16 protein-coding genes are annotated in these 16,893 nt (G+C 41.6%); 7 read left to right on the forward strand and 9 right to left on the reverse strand.

Annotated features, from left to right (window positions below; all coding sequences use genetic code 11):
* Positions 1-108: 108 nt before the first annotated feature.
* From PCY09_RS04380 to PCY09_RS04390, 3 genes are all read right to left on the reverse strand, one after another.
* Complete coding sequence (locus PCY09_RS04380; protein ID WP_082307297.1) at positions 109-519, reverse strand: hypothetical protein; 411 nt, start codon at positions 517-519, stop codon at positions 109-111.
* A 309-nt stretch (positions 520-828) separates the two neighbouring features.
* Positions 829-1,995, reverse strand: a complete 1,167-nt coding sequence (locus PCY09_RS04385) for an MFS transporter (protein ID WP_125396762.1) — start codon at positions 1,993-1,995, stop codon at positions 829-831.
* A 47-nt stretch (positions 1,996-2,042) separates the two neighbouring features.
* A complete protein-coding gene (locus tag PCY09_RS04390; RefSeq protein ID WP_011999637.1) occupies positions 2,043-2,564 on the reverse strand; it encodes a TetR/AcrR family transcriptional regulator in 522 nt (173 codons plus the stop codon).
* A 159-nt stretch (positions 2,565-2,723) separates the two neighbouring features.
* On the opposite strand from PCY09_RS04390, the gene PCY09_RS04395 reads away from it, so the two are divergent.
* Positions 2,724-3,578, forward strand: coding sequence for a cation diffusion facilitator family transporter (locus PCY09_RS04395; RefSeq protein WP_125396763.1), 855 nt, complete (start codon positions 2,724-2,726; stop codon positions 3,576-3,578).
* A 27-nt stretch (positions 3,579-3,605) separates the two neighbouring features.
* Here PCY09_RS04395 and PCY09_RS04400 read toward each other — a convergent pair whose 3' ends face one another.
* Positions 3,606-4,136, reverse strand: coding sequence for a TetR/AcrR family transcriptional regulator (locus PCY09_RS04400; protein ID WP_045772633.1), 531 nt, complete (start codon positions 4,134-4,136; stop codon positions 3,606-3,608).
* A gap of 133 nt (positions 4,137-4,269) precedes the next feature.
* On the opposite strand from PCY09_RS04400, the gene PCY09_RS04405 reads away from it, so the two are divergent.
* From PCY09_RS04405 to PCY09_RS04420, 4 genes are all read left to right on the forward strand, one after another.
* Complete coding sequence (locus PCY09_RS04405) at positions 4,270-6,693, forward strand: YhgE/Pip domain-containing protein (RefSeq protein WP_125396764.1); 2,424 nt, start codon at positions 4,270-4,272, stop codon at positions 6,691-6,693.
* Between the two features lie 180 nt (positions 6,694-6,873).
* Complete coding sequence (locus PCY09_RS04410) at positions 6,874-7,611, forward strand: polyphosphate polymerase domain-containing protein (protein ID WP_125396765.1); 738 nt, start codon at positions 6,874-6,876, stop codon at positions 7,609-7,611.
* Positions 7,592-8,272, forward strand: a complete 681-nt coding sequence (locus PCY09_RS04415; RefSeq protein ID WP_061601690.1) for a DUF4956 domain-containing protein — start codon at positions 7,592-7,594, stop codon at positions 8,270-8,272. The genes PCY09_RS04410 and PCY09_RS04415 overlap by 20 nt, the downstream gene beginning before the upstream one ends.
* A 22-nt stretch (positions 8,273-8,294) precedes the next feature.
* Positions 8,295-9,557, forward strand: coding sequence for a carbohydrate-binding domain-containing protein (locus PCY09_RS04420; protein ID WP_125396766.1), 1,263 nt, complete (start codon positions 8,295-8,297; stop codon positions 9,555-9,557).
* 67 nt (positions 9,558-9,624) lie between these two features.
* Here the strand turns inward: PCY09_RS04420 and PCY09_RS04425 are convergent, their stop codons facing one another.
* Both PCY09_RS04425 and PCY09_RS04430 read right to left on the reverse strand, forming a co-directional pair.
* Entirely contained in the window at positions 9,625-10,578 is a 954-nt protein-coding gene (locus PCY09_RS04425) for a S66 peptidase family protein (protein WP_061601688.1), read from the reverse strand.
* 63 nt (positions 10,579-10,641) lie between these two features.
* Positions 10,642-11,274, reverse strand: a complete 633-nt coding sequence (locus tag PCY09_RS04430) for an HAD family hydrolase (RefSeq protein WP_125396767.1) — start codon at positions 11,272-11,274, stop codon at positions 10,642-10,644.
* Positions 11,275-11,567: 293 nt separating this feature from the next.
* On the opposite strand from PCY09_RS04430, the gene PCY09_RS04435 reads away from it, so the two are divergent.
* Entirely contained in the window at positions 11,568-12,077 is a 510-nt protein-coding gene (locus tag PCY09_RS04435) for a hypothetical protein (protein WP_125396768.1), read from the forward strand.
* 76 nt (positions 12,078-12,153) lie between these two features.
* Entirely contained in the window at positions 12,154-12,612 is a 459-nt protein-coding gene (gene nrdI, locus PCY09_RS04440) for a class Ib ribonucleoside-diphosphate reductase assembly flavoprotein NrdI (protein ID WP_048779193.1), read from the forward strand.
* 116 nt (positions 12,613-12,728) lie between these two features.
* On the opposite strand, the gene pulA is transcribed toward nrdI, so the two are convergent.
* The 3 genes from pulA to PCY09_RS04455 all read right to left on the reverse strand — a co-directional run bounded on the left by pulA (position 12,729) and on the right by PCY09_RS04455 (position 16,859).
* Positions 12,729-14,822: a type I pullulanase gene (pulA, locus tag PCY09_RS04445; protein ID WP_125396769.1), complete on the reverse strand. Its 2,094-nt coding sequence runs from the start codon at positions 14,820-14,822 to the stop codon at positions 12,729-12,731.
* Positions 14,823-15,059: 237 nt separating this feature from the next.
* Positions 15,060-16,046: a LacI family DNA-binding transcriptional regulator gene (locus tag PCY09_RS04450; RefSeq protein WP_061582617.1), complete on the reverse strand. Its 987-nt coding sequence runs from the start codon at positions 16,044-16,046 to the stop codon at positions 15,060-15,062.
* 9 nt (positions 16,047-16,055) lie between these two features.
* A complete protein-coding gene (locus PCY09_RS04455; RefSeq protein WP_125396770.1) occupies positions 16,056-16,859 on the reverse strand; it encodes a DUF1189 family protein in 804 nt (267 codons plus the stop codon).
* Positions 16,860-16,893: the final 34 nt, after the last annotated feature.

Genomic DNA, 16,893 nt, shown 5'->3' on the forward strand with positions numbered 1-16,893 from the left:
TCTTTAATGCTTTGTAAGTCTTTTGGCTCGGAGTATAAAATGAACAATCAAAAAAACCAAGCAGTGCTTGGCTTTTTTGATATTATAATGTTCGAAATAGCTTTATGATTATGGAGTTTGGACGTTAACTGTTCCGTCGCTTCCAACTTTAACATCGACACCGCCACCTTGTACATGAACGCCGTCTTCGTTTACGTTAACATTTCCATTGCTATTAGCATTTTCATTGCCAGCTTCAACAGTAGCTGAGCCATCGCCGTCAGCTTCTACTTTAGCGTCATCAGTTTCTACGTTAACGCTACCACCGTTTTGGCCTCCGTTAACCTTAACTTTAGCTTTGCCGCTTTCAGAGGATGCTGAGCTTTCTTCTTTGCTTGAAGAGCTGGCCTTAGATGAAGAAGATACGCTTGAGCTTGAGCTTTCTTTTGTATTCTTGTCTGCAGAATTTCCGCAGGCAGCCAAAAAGAAGAGTGAAACTAGTGTAATTAGAGATAAATAAATTGTTGATTTTTTCATCATATCCCTCCTTCTACTTACATAGTATATGATTCAAGCTTTTGACGCAATAAAAAAATGGATATGACATTGAATTATCATACCCGCTTAATAGTTTCGTTACGTAAAATACATAGGAAAAACAGAGAAAAGACATCGCTATCAAGGGTTTGGCTTGTTTGCTCTTTGTTTGTCTATGTAATGTTTTTGTAACAGATATAAATATTTATCAGAATGTAAAAAAGTTGTTTGGAGCGTTGAGAGATAAGTGTTGGCTGGTAACTTAGTCTACGAATTGTAAAACCGCCTAGGTTCGCTAAGCGGTTTTAGATGTTACAAAATCTTATCGAATTTCTCAATATAGAAAAGAGAAGCAGTCATAATCAACGTTAGAATCAAAAGACCGATAATGGCAGGTGTCCAAGATTGGAAGAGGTCAAAGCTGAAACCAAAAAGGCTAGGTCCTAATGCTGCAAGGATATAACCACCTGTTTGAGCCAAACCAGATAATTGAGCTGTTTGTTCAGGAGTGCTGGTCTTAAGAGAGAAGGTTACCATAAGGTAAGGAAATAGGGCGCTGACTGCAGCTCCAAGAAGGAGATTGAGGATCAACCAGTAAAAGAAATTGCTGGTCGGAATTAGGAGCATAGAGACACCAATAAGTCCAGAAGCTGCAACACAAGAAATCATAATTAGTCGTCCACGAGCCGATAAACGAGCTGTGAGACTTGGAATTGTCATAGAAAATGGCAGGCTAATCAAAGAGAAGATCGAAGCGAGGATACCCGTTGCATCTTTTGATAGACCAGCTTGCAAGGCCAAGGTTGGTAGCCAGGTCACTGCTGTGTAAAAGAGTAGGGACTGCAAGCCACAAAATACGATGAGTGCCAAGACTTTTTTGTTTTTCAGCAGGGTACCGATTGGATGATTTTTGCCTTTTCTTGCTAGGAAGTGATTGTGTTTCGTATTAGGGAGCCATACCAAGAATGCTGCGAAACAAATGGCAGTTAAGGCCAAAATCAATCCTTGCCAAGAGGTGGCACTAACAATAGGAACAACCAGAGCAGAAGCTACTGTAATCGATAGACTCATAGCAGAAATATAAAAGGTCGTTAAAAGACCGATGCGTTCTGGCTGATTGGCTTGAATGATGCTAGGAAGCAAAACGTTTAGTAAAGCAATGGCTGCCCCTAGGATAATAGTTCCTACATAAAGGAAGGGGAGATTAATGATCCGAATAAGAGATCCGATTGTCAAGATGATTAGGACCATTGTAAAGAGTTTTTCAAGCCCGAATTTTTGTGCCAAGCGAGGGGAGAAAGAGGAACAAAGGGCAAACATGACTAGAGGTAAACTGGTCAAGAGCCCGAGTGAGCTGAGTGAAACGTGGAGGCCATCAGCGATATCCGATAGGACAATCGGCAAAACGGCAAAAGGTGTCCGTAAAACAAGCCCAACCATGATAATGCCTGGGACAAAAAATGCAGAATGTTTTTTCATAAAATTCTCCTCAAACGATAGTTTTCTAAGTGTTTAATACACAGTTCTTACTTCATCAAGTCTAAAAAATATTGGCTGATGGTGGCCTCATCGATGGGATTTCTTTGTTGCAACCACCAGGATACAGTCTCGACAAAGGTAGCTGTTACGTGATTTTTCAAAAAATCTTGTGGCAGACGGGCCTTGTTCATCAAGCCTTTTTCCTGAATTAGAGGGAAGAGGTAATGTTCCAGTTCAATTTTCAGGCGATTGATAAAGTAGGTGTTTTTTGCTAGAAGCAGTGTAGCGATTCGATCCTGATTTTTCCGAAAATGATAGAAAATATGGGCAGTCGCTTCAAATAGGTCCTTTCCATCAGGACGCTCAAGAAAGGTGTGCTGGAATAGTTCTTGACAGAGCTCCTCTAGCAGGGCTTCTTTGGTCTCGAAATGAGCATAAAAAGTCGACCGTCCGACATCGGCCAGGTCGATGATTTCTTGAACAGTGATGGCTTCATAGCTCTTACGATGCAAGAGGCTGAGAAAGGCCTGATAAATGGCCGCGCGTGATTTTTTTACTCGTCTGTCCATAGTATTTCCGAACAAAATCAGTCTTTTGTCTCTTATCTGACAAAGCTAGTGATTTGCTTCTTGTTTCCTTTTCTAAAAAGATGGATAATAGAATCGAACAAAGTGTTTGCTTTTGAATATATTATACTATAAAAATGTCAGATGTAACAGGGGGTTGCCATGAAATCAAGTCAAAAAATGATGATTGCTTTTCTTTTGAATTTGTCTTTTGCCATTATTGAAGTTATTTTCGGTTTGGCCTTCAATTCCAGTGCTGTCTTGGCTGACGCTGTCCATGATACAGGGGATGCACTGGCAATTGGCCTGTCAACGCTTTTAGAAAAGATTTCCAATAAAAAAGAAGACAGTCGTTATACATTGGGCTATAAGCGCTATAGTCTGCTGGGTGCCATTTTGACTTCCATTATTTTGATTACAGGTTCGCTCTTGGTCCTCTGGGAAAATGTTCCCAAGATCTTCGCCCCAGAACCTGTCGATTATAACGGGATGCTGGTCCTAGGAATTGTGGCTATTTTGGTTAACTTGGCAGCCAGCAAGGTGGTCAGCCACGGCCATAGTCACAATGAGTCTATTCTCAGTCTGCATTTTCTAGAGGATATTCTGGGTTGGCTAGCGGTTATTTTAGTGTCTATCGTCTTACGATTTACGGATTGGTATTTCCTAGATCCCTTGCTATCTCTGTTGATTGCTGTCTTTATCCTCAGTCAAGCTCTGCCTAAGTTTTGGGATAATATCAAGATCTTTCTGGACCATGTTCCAAGCGATATCGATCTGGGTCAGCTCTATCAAGAACTGAGGAGCCTAGACAATGTTCAAGCTATTGCCCAGCTCAATGTTTGGACGACGGACGGTATTGATAAATACGCCATGATTCATATTTGCTTAAAAGAGTCGAAGAAAAGCCAAGAGACCAGACAGGCTATTCACCAGCTGGTCAAATCTTTTGGTATAGTTCGTGCTACTATCGAGTGCGATGAAAGCATGGACGAACACCAGAAGCATGGAGATCTTTAGTCTGTCTTTGGCCGAATAAGAAATTCCTTATCCTAGCATTTTAAGAAGGAAGTCCGTCATTTGCTGCGGGCTTTCTTTTTTTCCTCTAGCAATCCACATTTGCACGACGCCAAACAAGGCGTTGGTCAGATATACGGAATTGTATTCTTTTTCAATCTGACTGAATTCCTTATTGTTGAAGCGTTCTTGCAACTCTTGGTGAAGCATCATTTGAAACTTGTGTCTTAAAAAGGTTTGGATTTCCTTTGTTCCATTTTCCGACAGGAGGGCTGAGAAAAGAGGTTCGCTTTCCAGGAAGTCGAGGACCTTTAAGATGGCTTGCTGTCGGTCATTGTAGTATTCCTCAAAAATCGTTTCAAGTTTTTGAAAGAGCCCTTGCTGATAACGTTCGATCAAGTCGTACTTATCCTTATAATGAGTATAAAAACTGCTCCGGCTGATACCTGCAGTTTTGGCAAGCTCAACAGTTGAAATATATTCAAAGCTTTTTTCTTTCAGTAGTTGGACCATAGCTTGTTCAATGGTCATCTTGGTTTTCTTTCTTTTATTACTTTCCATTTTTTTCATCCTTTCGAACAAATTTGTACAGTATGTCTAATTTTCGAATTCTTTAGCTTGTAATAATTTTGGATTGGTGTATAATCTAGTATATCAAAATTTAGACAGTATGTATAATTTTTTGGAGGTAAATATGTTAAAAGAGTGGAAAGCTATTTTAAAAAAACCAAGCTTTATCATTGTAATGTTAGGTGTTTCTCTGATTCCAGCCTTGTACAATGTAATTTTCTTAAGCTCTATGTGGGATCCTTACGGACAGGTAGAGAACTTGCCGGTGGCAGTTGTTAATCAGGATAAGGCTGTGACAAGTTCAGGGAAGACCCTAGCGATTGGTGAGGATCTTGTTTCCAGCCTCAAGGAGAATAAAAATCTGGACTTCCACTTTGTCAGTAAAGAGGATGCCAAAAATGGTTTGAAGAAGGGTGACTACTATATGGTAGTCACTCTGCCGAGTGATTTGTCAGAGCGGGCGGCCAGCGTCCTAAGTGGCGAACCTAAGCAAATGAAAATCGATTATCAGATCTCTAGTGGTCGGAGTTTCATTGCTGGTAAGATGAGTGACTCCGCCATGACTTCTTTAAAGCAGACGGTAGCGCAAAACGTAACCAATACTTATACAAGTGCTTTATTTAAAAATATGGGAGAGCTAAAGACGGGAATGGATAAGGCCTCAGATGGCGCTCAGCAACTAGCTTTGGGTAGCCAGCAGTTGGGTGCGGGTAGCCAGACCATTACGGATAACTTAAAAACTCTGAATCAAGCCACTATCAGTTTAGCAGATGGAGCAGGTCAATTAAACTCAGGTTTAGAAACCTATACAGGAGCTGTTGCACAAGTATCAACAGGAGTTAATCGCTTGTCAGAAGGGTTAACAACTTATGCAAATGGGGTAGCTACTATTGCATCGGGTGCCAATCAGCTTTCGGAGCGTTCAGCTGATCTAGTAGGAGGTGTCCAACAACTCACTCAATCAAGTGCTGGTGTCCAAGCTTTGGCTAGCGGAGCGTCTAAGCTCAATACTGGTTTGACTACTCTAAAGGAATCGGTAGATATGAGTCTTACTAGCAATCAGGAAAACGTCAGCAATCTGACAGCTGCTCTGAACCAGTTAAATGCAAGCATTCAGGCGTCTCTCTCAGGAACTTCAGCTTCAACAGAAAATATTGAGGCATCCTTGACGAATATAGCAGCGTCTGCTCAAAATATCATCAATGACAATCAAGCTGTTAAAACAGCTGCCCTAGCCAATGTCCAAGGAACAAGTGCATATCAGAGTCTTTCTGAAGAGGCCAAGGCGGAGATTGATGCGGCGGTTAGTGGTAGTCAAGCGGGTAGTGATCAATCTGCTCAGGCTATTTTATCAGAAGTGATGACCATGAAGACCAGCCTGGAAGCAGGAAAGACTGCTAGCCAAACACAGTTGGCTCAACTGGGGGCTGTCTCTAATCAGGTATTGCCACAAGCAGCCAACATGATCAATGGTCTCTATAGTGGCTTGTCAACGGTTAGCGCTGGGCTTGAAACAGCTAGTGGAGGAGCCAGTCAAATTGCTTCTGGTGTAGATAGCTTAAATGAAAAATTATCAAGTGGCGCCGGTCAATTGGCTCAAGGAGTGACGGATTATACAAATGCCGTCAATAAACTTTCGGAAGGAGCTAGTGGTTTAGCTGCTAACAATTCTAACTTACTAACAAATTCAGCAACTCTATCAGCTGGAGCAAGTCAATTGGCCTCTAAATCCCCTGAACTGACAGCTAATTTCGGGAAATTAGTAGACGGAGCAAGTCAATTGGCTAATGGATCAGGAAAACTGGTCGATGGTAGCAGTCTGTTGACGGATAAACTATCATCCTTAACCAGTGGGAGCGAGAGCTTGGCTAGTGGTCTGACAGAAGCAGGTGATAAGCTATCAACAGTCACAACTAAGGAGGATAATGCCAAGATTCTAGCAGATCCACTCAGCCTTCACAAGACAGACCGAGATAAGGTTGAGAAAAACGGAATAGGGATGGCTCCTTATATGATTTCTGTAGCCCTCTTTGTAGCTGCTATTTCAACCAATATCATCTTTAGCACACTTCCTTCAGGAAAAGAACCAAAGACCAAATGGGAATGGTTCAAAGCACGTCTAGAAGTAAATGGTGTAATTTCAGTTGTAGCTGGGGTGTTGGTTTACGCTGCTGTCCATTTGATAGGATTATCTGCCAACCATGAATTGGCAACTCTTGGTTTGATTATCTTAACCAGCATGACCTTCATGGCTCTTGTGACTGCCTTGGTAACATGGGATAGCAAACTCGGAGCCTTTGCTTCGTTGATTCTCTTGCTCTTGCAGCTGGCTTCTAGTGCAGGGACCTATCCGCTTGAGCTGACCAATAAGATTTTCCAAGCCATCAATCCTTGGCTACCGATGAGTTACTCGGTATCTGGTCTTCGTCAAACCATTTCTATGGGGGGACAGATTGGGGGACAAGTCGGCTTCTTGATGTTTGTCTTAGTGCTATTTATGGCTGCTGGAGTCTTGGTCTATCGAACAGATAACAAAGAAAGAGTCTAGTCTTTTGACTGAATCCTAAGAGGAAAAGAGAGATCTGTCTTTCTTTTCCTTTTTATCTAAGCAACATCTCCTGAAAAGGGAGATGTTTTGTTTTCTTTAAGTTTTTTTTAGATTTCTTTTAAGCTTTGCTACTTAAAATAACCAAGTAAATAATCAAGCAGCTAGAAAGGGAGATGTCCTATGGCTAAAAAAACATTTAAAGATAAATTCCAGCGATTTGAAACAAAATACGTTATTTCAAAGGAGGTTCTAGCAAATTTGCTGACGGAGTTTGAGGAACATATGGTAGAAGACGACCATGCATATTCAACCATCAGCAATCTTTACTACGATACTCCTACCTTCCAAATGATTCGTGAATCTCTAGAAAAACCTTATTTTAAAGAAAAATTGCGGGTACGGACTTACGATGAAACACCAACAGAAGAAAGCCAGGTTTTCTTGGAAATCAAAAAGAAAGTGCGAAAAATCGTCTATAAGCGCCGGATTTCAACAGACTTGCTGGCGGCGGAGGCCTATCTAGCGGGTAATCGAGGTCAGACAGATGATTCACAGATCCGCGAGGAGATTGACTGGCTGATGGCTCGTTATCAAAAGGTTCAGCCCATGATGTATATCTACTATAATCGTTATTCCATGAAAGGCATAGAAGATCCAAATGTTCGGATTACCATTGACTATGATTTGACTTATCGATCAGAGGATTTAAGTTTATTAGATGGCAAGCATGGGGACAAGCTCTTACCAGAAGGCTATGTCATCATGGAAATCAAGGTTCCAGGAGCTTATCCTCTCTGGTTGAGTGAGATTTTGGACCATCATCAGGTCTTTCCAAAATCCTTCTCGAAATATGGCGTTGCCTATAAGAAAACCACAGACTACAAAGGAGTTGTACACCATGCTAAATCAATTATTTAATGACGTTTTTACCAGTACGGCTGTAAAGCCATTGACCATGCTAGAAGCCATTGGAGTTGCCTTAGTCTTGGGTTTGGTTGTGGCTAAGGTCTACCAGTATAAAACGGTCTACAGCAAGTCCTTTGTTATGAGTCTAGCCCTATTGCCGGCCTTGATTGCCGTTGTCATCTTCTTGGTAAATGGTAGTCTGGGTGCTGGGGTTGCCGTCATGGGGGCCTTCAGCTTGATTCGTTTCCGTTCGGCTCCAGGTGGCGCCAAGGAGTTGGTATCGATATTCCTAGCTATGACTATCGGGATTGCGATTGGTATGGGTTACCTAGTCTTTGCAGGAGCCTTTACCTTGATTATGTCTGTAGCGATTGTCCTTCTTGAAACCATCAACTTTGGACAAATGAAACATTCTATCCGCCAGTTGACCATTGTTATTCCTGAAAGTTTAGATTATGAATCTATCTTTGATGATATTTTTGATAAAGCGACCAATCATCTGGAATTAGCCTCAGTGAAAACATCAGACATGGGTAGCTTGTTTAAACTCAAGTATATCATCCAACTCAACGGCAAAATGACAGAGAAAGAGTTGATGGATGCTCTGCGGACCCGCAATGGAAATCTAGAGATTGCTATCAGTCGATTCATCACAAAAGAAAATGAATTATAAAAGAAATAGAAAGAGGCCTATCATGAAAACAAGTAAAAAAACAATATTTCGAAAAGTAAAGCTGATGGTCCCACTGGTTCTGTTGACAGCCAGCTTGGGAGCCTGTAGCTTGATTAGTAAGTCCAGCGCTGCTAGCACTAGCACAACTACTAGTTCAACCACTAGTAAAACGTCCTCAAGCAAAGCCTCAACAGCTTCAACGAGTTATTTCACTGATCGGGACCAAGACGCCTCATATGACGAATCTAGTGCTACAAAGGTGAGTCTAAGTGGCTCAACAGCTAAGGTGTCTGGAGACGGTGCGAAAGTATCTGGGTCAACTGTAACAATCACAGCTGCTGGTACCTATGTCTTGTCTGGAAGTAGCGAAAATGTCCAAATCGTGGTGAAAGCAGGAGACCAAGACAAGGTCCAAATCGTCTTGAATGGTGTGACTATGAAAGGGACTGACGCAGCGATTGTGGTAGAAAGTGCGGATAAGACCTTCATCACCCTTGCTGAAGGAAGCAAAAACAGTATCGCTGACTCTGCTAACCACACAAATACAGACTACGATGCAGCCATTTACAGTAAGGATGACTTGACCTTCAATGGTTCTGGTAGTTTGACGATTGAAGGCAACTACGGCAATGCAGTTGAGTCTAACGATGATCTACGTATCACAGGTGGGACCTATACCGTCAAAGGCTATAAAAATGCTCTTTCTGCCAATGACTCGTTGAATATCAAGGATGCGACCTTGAATCTGACGGCAACTGAAGATGCTCTTCATGCTGACAATGATGAAGATACGACACTTGGAAATCTTTATATCCAGTCCGGTACGATTACCATTAATGCTGGTGACGACGGAATGCACGCTTCTAATGCAGCAGTGATTGACGGCGGTACGATTACAGTTGAGTCAAGTGTTGAAGCACTCGAAGGAACCAATGTGACTATTAATGGAGGGAAATTAGATCTTTCTGCCTCTGATGATGGTATCAATGCTTCTAGTAAGGTAACAGGAGCAGAGATCCTTATCAAGATTACGGGAGGTGACATCAAGGTAGAAGTGGGACAAGGTGACACTGATGCTCTTGACTCTAACGGTGATATCATTATGACAGGAGGCAATCTAGACATTACTTCTACAGTCTCTGCCTTTGACTTTGACGGAACCGCTACATACACTGGTGGAACCATTACAGTCAATGGTGAAACTCGATCTGAAATCACAGCTGATGGCCCTGGTGGAGGTGGCGCCCCAGGAGGTAATCAGGGTGGCGGGCCTGGTGGACATTAAGGCCAACTATAAAAGTTTCAAATAGAAATAGAGAACTCCTCATTCCAGTTGGAATGAGGAGTTCTTGCTATTCATCAATTCTGATAGACATCGTCTCCGTATCTACCGTTACTTGAGCGCCAATGGTAATGGTAAAAAGTGGCTGAGTATGGGCAAAGTCCAAGTCATAGAGGACGGGAATTTGTTTGAGAATCGGATGTTTATCCAAGATATAAAGGAGCAGCTCCTCTGTCATCTGGCATTCTTTTGGAAAGCGGCCGATGAGAAGGGCCTGTGGGTTAGGATAGGCCTGAAGGAGGGCTGCTAGATTGCGGTCAAATTCCACATAATCATCTTCCTCCGCCTCTTCAACAAAGAGGACATAGTTTTCATCTGTCGGAGCATAGGGCGTACCACGTAGGAGTGAGAAGGTGGAGAGATTGCCACCAATAACAGTGGCTTGGGCTTTTCCATGGTTGTAGACTTTCCACTCTGTCTCATGGAAGGTCAGTGGCGCATCTGGCAGATACCAAGCATTACTGCCCCATTTTTCACTAGGAGTCAATTCATAAGAAGTCTGGCTGACAGCCTTGAGCCAGCTCTCGGTCTGATAGTCCTGAAGAGCATCCATTTTAAAGCTGGAGTAGGACGGTCCCATGTAGGTTTTCATGCCGGTCTTACTATAGATAGCGTTGAGCAAGGCTGTTGTGTCTGAGTAGCCGCAGAAAATCTTAGGATTTCTAGCAATCAACTCAAAGTCCAGATAGGGCAAAAGCTCATTGCAGTTGAAACCGCCGATAGTAGCCAGAATGGCATCAACGGACTCATCTGCGAAGGCAGCATGGATGTCTGCCACTCGGCTTTCGATGGAGGCAGAGCCTAACATATCATTTTCCAGATAATGCTCCGAAAAAGACACGGTAAATCCTAGCTTTTCCAAGCGCTCCTTGGCGGCTAGATTGGCTTCAAAGCCACCGATGTGTTCGATTGAAGCCGAGGGGCTGACGACCCGAATGTGCATACCAGGTGTGAGTTTTTTCATAAGAAGACCTCCTGTTTAAAATGACTATATTATACAATAGAACGTTTCAAAAGACAAGGCTAGCTAGGACAAGAGGATGGGAAGTAAATCAGTCAGTTTTTCGACAGTCCAGTCAGCTCTTTCTTCAAGATTTTTGACTTGAGCTAAACGACTGAAGCCTTGTTTGATCCAGATGGTTTTCATCCCTATTCTTTTGGCAGGAACGATATCATTATCCAAGCGGTCACCAATCATAATAGCTTGATGAGGCAAGCAGTTAGTCTTTTGTAAGGCCAGCCTGAAAATAGCGGGGTCGGGCTTGGCCAGCTCAAATTCCGCAGAAGAAAAGATAGCGTCAAAGTAGTCTAAAATTCTGAAATCCTTCAAGCGCTGTTCTAGGCCAGGTAATTGATTAGCGATAATTCCCAATTTATACTCTTGCCCCAGCTGCTCTAATATTTCCTTGGTTTGCGGATAGAGAGTCTCTAAGTCCGTTCTCCAAGCTGGGCGTTCAAGTCCATAGAAGCTGAGTGCTTCTAAGTCACCTTTTTTATTTTCCTTAAAATAGCTGAGCATCTTATCATAGAATTCCTGATAAGAAATATCTTTTCCAGTAATGGCGGTTTTTATTCTAGCTTCATAAGCTTTGTCTTCATCGACTAGAGTTGAACCTATATCAAAAAAGAGCCATTGAATCTCTTGGTAATCTTGTTTCATAGCCTTATTCTATCACAAAGCCTTTCTTTTCAAGCTAGGAGGCTGTGATTTTTTGAAAAAGAGGCTTTTCAAGAAGAATCAGGGGCATTTTAGAAGCTTTAGCGCATCTTTTTTTTAAAGTTATTTATAATGAATGTATAGAAATCCGAAGGCAAGAAAAACTTTTTAGCATTACACAAACTTTTTTGAGAGTATGTCTGTCTCCTGAAAATGCAATCTCTAAACTTCATTCAGTTTCCCCTTTCGATAGCCTTCGGATTCTATTATTTTAGAAAAATAAATAGAGGGTTAATATGAAAAAGAAAGCAATTTATTTGTACGTGTGTTGGTTGATCTCTGTCTTTGGTGGACTGCTTAGTCTCTGGGACCTTCTTGCAGGAAAAAGACTAGAGAATCCCGCAGAAGTTATGCAGCTAAAAGGTGAGGTAGCCCAGCAGTATAATCGGTTTTATGATGCGGTTTTTGATTTGAATCATAGTATGAGTCAGGTTCTGATTCTATTTGTGGGTCTTCTTTTATTGGCGACAGTACTTGTATTGCTGATCAAGAAGAAGCTACTTCTAGCCAACATCCTATACTCTGTCTACTCGGTCTTTAGCATTCTTGTTATGGCTTATGATTATCTGTCTTCTCAGCCACTCTATCATTATTTTAGTGATCCAGCGATTCGTGAATCAGTCATGATGATCCCTAAGGCTGTAACCATAGTCGGACTCTTACTGAATATCCTCTTTTTAGCTATTGTCCTCTTTTATACCTGGCGTCAGCAGAAGGACTTGGAAGTGAAAAAGGAGCCTATTTAAAATTTGACAAATAACATTTATCGTCTTACAATTTTAAGAAAAGGATAGATGTTATTTTTAGTTTTAGGAGGATAGAATGGCAAAGGTTTCCTTAGTTTATATTAGTTTAAGTGGGAATACAGCAAGCTTTATCAAGCGTCTGACGGCCTATTTGCAAGAAGGCCACGCGGATCTTGAAGTAGAACAGGTCAATATTAAGGATTTGGTCAAAGAGGGCCAAGATTTCTTTGCTATGGACAATCAGTTTGTAGCCTTCTTGCCTACTTATTTAGAGGGTGGAAATGGAGTTGACTCTGGTGATGTTGAGATTTTAACCAATGATTTAGCGGCCTTTATTGAATTTGAAGAAAACTATAAAAAATGTTTCGGTATCGTAGGCAGTGGCAACCGTAATTTCAACAATCAGTATTGTTTAACGGCCAAGCAATATTCTCAACGTTTTGGCTTTCCTCTGCTAGATACTTTTGAGCTTCGTGGTCTGCAAAATGATATCAGCCGTGTTGGTGACAAGATCGCAGAACTCTATCAGCTTTAAACTAGCTCATATCAGAAAAGTCAAAGCACGTCTCTTATTGAACTGCACCCCAAAAGTTAGATTTTATCTGTCTAACTTTTTGGGGTCAGTACACTTACTAGAGGCGTGCTTTTTATTTATTTCAAGACCAAGACTTGCTTAGCAGGAATGACATAGTTGTCAGCCAAGGGAGCGATAGCCTTGTGGCTACTAATGGCTGGGTAGGATAGAAAGACTTCCTGACCTAGTTCGTTTTGGTAGGTCTGATCTTTTGAACCAAAGTTGATCAAGATGGTCATTTGTTCATCTTGCTGTGATATCTGATACTTGACCAGTGAATCATTGAGCCACTCAACTTGGCAAGCTTCCAAGATTTCTTCTCGACTTTCGAGACTGAGTAGAGGGTGTTCTTTTCGGAAGCTGATTAATTCACGAATGAAGTCAACATCTTCTTCGTAGTTGAGTAAGCTTTGCCAGTCCAGACGATTAATAGTATCTGGGATGTTGTAGCTATTATCTAGCAAGTCTTTGTGGCGGAAGAATTCTTGACCACTATGGAGGAAAGGGACCCCCTGAGCAAGCAAGACCAAGTGTAAGGCCAAGCGAGCACTAGCCAAGCGTTCTTTTAGACTGATGTTTGAATCTTCCATTTTAAAGTAGTCAAAGACAGTCGCATTGTCATGACACTCAGTGTAGTTAATGGCCTGTTGAGGACTTTGGAAATGGTTTGCTGTTTCTAAGCCGACATTAGCTGTTAGGATATTAGCCATGCTGGAAGTCCATTCGGATCCAGTCAGTCTTTGTTTGTTTAAGATGGTTTCTTTGATGGTATCACGGAAATTATCGCTGAAAAAGCCATAATCAGTCAATTCTGCCGCATTATACTGGTGGGCCAGGAGGTCTGATTCCAAACCAGTCGCCATTTTCCAGCCTTCTCCGTAGAGATAGACATTTGGGTAGCTCGCTTTTAGCTCTTCTGCTAGCTCATTCATAGTTTGGATATCTAAGATACCCATGAGGTCAAAACGGAAACCGTCAAAGCCATAGAGATTCACCCATTGCTTGACCGAATGCTTGATGAAGCGACGGACCATGGCTCTTTCACTAGCAACATCGTTACCACAGAAAGTTCCGTCGGTTCGTTGTTTTTGTTCATTCAAGCGATAGAAATAACCAGGAACTATCTTTTCAAAAGCAAAGCTATCCGCATCATAAACGTGATTGTATACGACGTCCATAATCAAACTCATATCCGCCTCATGGTAGGCTGCGATAGTTTCCTGCAATTCTAGAATGCGTGCATAAGGGTCCTCAGGGTCACTGGCAAAGCTACCTTCTGGAACGTTATACTGGACCGGATCATAGCCCCAGTTGTAGACTTGTTCAGGGTGTTTCTCATCTACACTACCAAAATCATAAACAGGCATGAGCTGGATATGGGTGATTCCCAGATCTAGCAAATGCTGCATACCAATTTTACGTTTGCCTAGCTTGGGAGACTCTGTCAGCGCTCGGAATGTGCTCGGTTCTTTAAAACCAGCAGCCTCTTGGCTAGAGAAGTCGCGAACACTCATCTCGTAAATGACGGCCTTGGTTGGGCTTAGCTGGGTTTTGGCCCGCTTAACTCCACTTGTATTGAGTAGTTTCTTTGGATCAATAATAAAGCTAGCACCAGAATTGGCTTCAGAAGAGAGGGCATAAGGATCATGTACTTCCAGCCACTGACCATTGACCTTGTGGAGATAGGTGTAGCTAGCTCTCTCCCAATCACCAGGAATCGTTGTTTTCCAAACGCCTTTTTCCTGACGAAGGAGAGGCCAGACAGTTTCTTTGCCATCTTTTTTCAACTTGATAAGGACTTGTTCGGAGATAGGAGCCCAAAAGGCAAAAGAAGTAGCCTTCGAGGTATAAGTTGCACCAAGATCATCTTGATTGTAGTCAAAAGTTTGGTCAAAAATCGGTTCTTGGACAATATGTCGGAATGCTAGAACAGTTTTATTACGGTCCTGGTCGTAGACGAGATAATGCTGTTCCAAATCGATATCTTCTTCTAAAGTCAGGCTGTAAAGGCAATGTTCAGTAGAAGATTTGCAAGTTTGAATAGTCAGAGGAATCACCTGGTCGTCAGTTTCCAAAGTGAAGGACAGGTCCTTGGCATCATAAATGATGGGTAACTGAAGATTAATCAGTCGTGTGTTATCTAAATAAGCTTGAAAGGTTCTAAAAGACATAAATCTCCTTTATACAAGATAAGATAGCTCTCAAAGCGCGTGCACTATCAGAGGCTATTAGTAAAATTAATTAAATAGTTAGTATAAATAATTGACAAACATAAAAATGTAAGGCCAAAGAGAAGGACAACCGTAGTTTAACTTGAATGTAACTACGGTTGTTATTTTTTATCTGGGATTGAGGTCTCATTTTCGTGTTTTTAGTATTTCGGTTTACGTTCCGATGAGAATACTAATTTACCGTTCGATAATTTTATGAGAAATCAGCTGACGATAACAGATTTTCCGATTTTCCTTGGTATCATTGATGATCTGTAGGATGGTTTGGAAGGACACTCTACCCAGTTCTAGGGTATTAATATCAACATAGGCAGCCAAGTCTAACTTTGGCTCCACCGAATCAAAAGAAAGGACTGGGATAGTTAAGTTTTGTGAAGAGAGAAAATCACAAACACCAGATGCCAGTAAGCTATCTGTAGTGATGATGGCATCAATATTTGGATTTTTTGCTAGCAAACGCTTGGTAAACTGGTAACCTTTTTCTTCCAAAAATTCTGTGACAAAGGCAGTGCTCTGAGGATCTAATTCCAGCTGATGCTCTTTTAAGGCATTTTCGTAGCCGGTATAACGGTCTTGGGTTACAAAGAGCTTTTTAGTTCCTCCGATAAAAGCAATATGGCGGCAACCTTTTTTTATGAAATATTCAGTTGCATCGAACCCCGCTTGGATATTATCATTGTCGACCAAAGGAATAAAAGGAGAAAGAGATTTTCCTAGGATAAGGAAGGGGAATTGCTCTTCGTAGGCCATCCGAACCAGAGGATCGTTTTCTTCGGCGTAAAGGAAAATAAGTCCATCCACCCGACGGCCGTGTACCATTTGAGAAATGGCTGTCATCCGTTCTTTCTCATCTTTACCGGTAGCAATCTGAATAGCGTATTGGTGCTGAGAAGCTACTTGTGAGATCCCTCTCAGAACAGATGGAAAAAATGGATTTTGATAGAAAGCATCTGAATCATCTGGTAAGACGAGGCCGATGACCTGAGTATAACTGCTGACCAGACTGCGGGCATTTAGATTTGGATGGTAATTCAGTTCTTTCATAGCCTTGCGAACCCGTTTTTTTGTCTCATCACTAATCGTAGACTTGTTCTGGATAACACGGGTTACAGTTGAGGGCGAAACCTCAGCTAGTTTGGCAACATCTTTAATAGTAACAGGCATGATGACCTCCTAATTTTCATCACGGAAATGCGTACGATAAAAGGTGATAACAAGGAATAATACAAAGAGAATATTTTGAATCATAATCATGGTTGTCAAAGGCTGACCTAATATGCCAAAGAAGACAGCAATGAGAGTCGGAAGCCCAAGACAGTTTAGAGTGAAATGATAACATTCCTTGAACTTTTTAAATGAAAAGAGTTTAGATTTTTTAGTCAGATAAAGGAAGAGACTGGCTCCAAAGGTCACAATGAAGAAGTTAAAGGTTAAGAGCAGGCCGGATACCAAGAGTAAAAAGAGACTTATAATCAAACGGTTTTGTTGGAACCAATCTTTGGAGATGGCCTCGCTCAAGCTTTTCTTATCCTTTAAAGCTTCCTGATTGATAGCCTGGTAACGAATGGCAGCCAATTCTTTCTTGCTTTTACTGATCAGGAGATGATCCTTGTCAAAATAAAGCGTTAACTTGTCCCCTGGTTTGGTATCCTTGTGATGTCCGATAATAACCTGGCCGTCTTTATTTTTTTGTACACCAAAATGACTATCATAAGTTAGTTGGCCGTCTTTGATCTGAACATGATTGCTAAGCTCTTTCATAGCAGACTCATCTAAAGGCTGAAAAACTTGATCGATAAAGGTATCTAATGGATAGCTCTCTTTGGCAGCTGTCTGCAATGCCATAGGAATCAAGGTCAAAGAAATTAAGAAAAGACTAGTAAAAATCAGTTGGAACCAAGACAAAAGCTTGCGGTTGGCAAAAGCTTTTTTAAATTGAAAAATACTTGAAAAATAATTAAAAGGGTAGGGGTACATAGTAGCTCTTTCTAATTTTTATAGTCGTCCGACA

Origin of the sequence: Streptococcus sp. SG2 (assembly GCF_030439925.1) — a bacterium.
GTDB classification, from domain to species: domain Bacteria; phylum Bacillota; class Bacilli; order Lactobacillales; family Streptococcaceae; genus Streptococcus; species Streptococcus gordonii.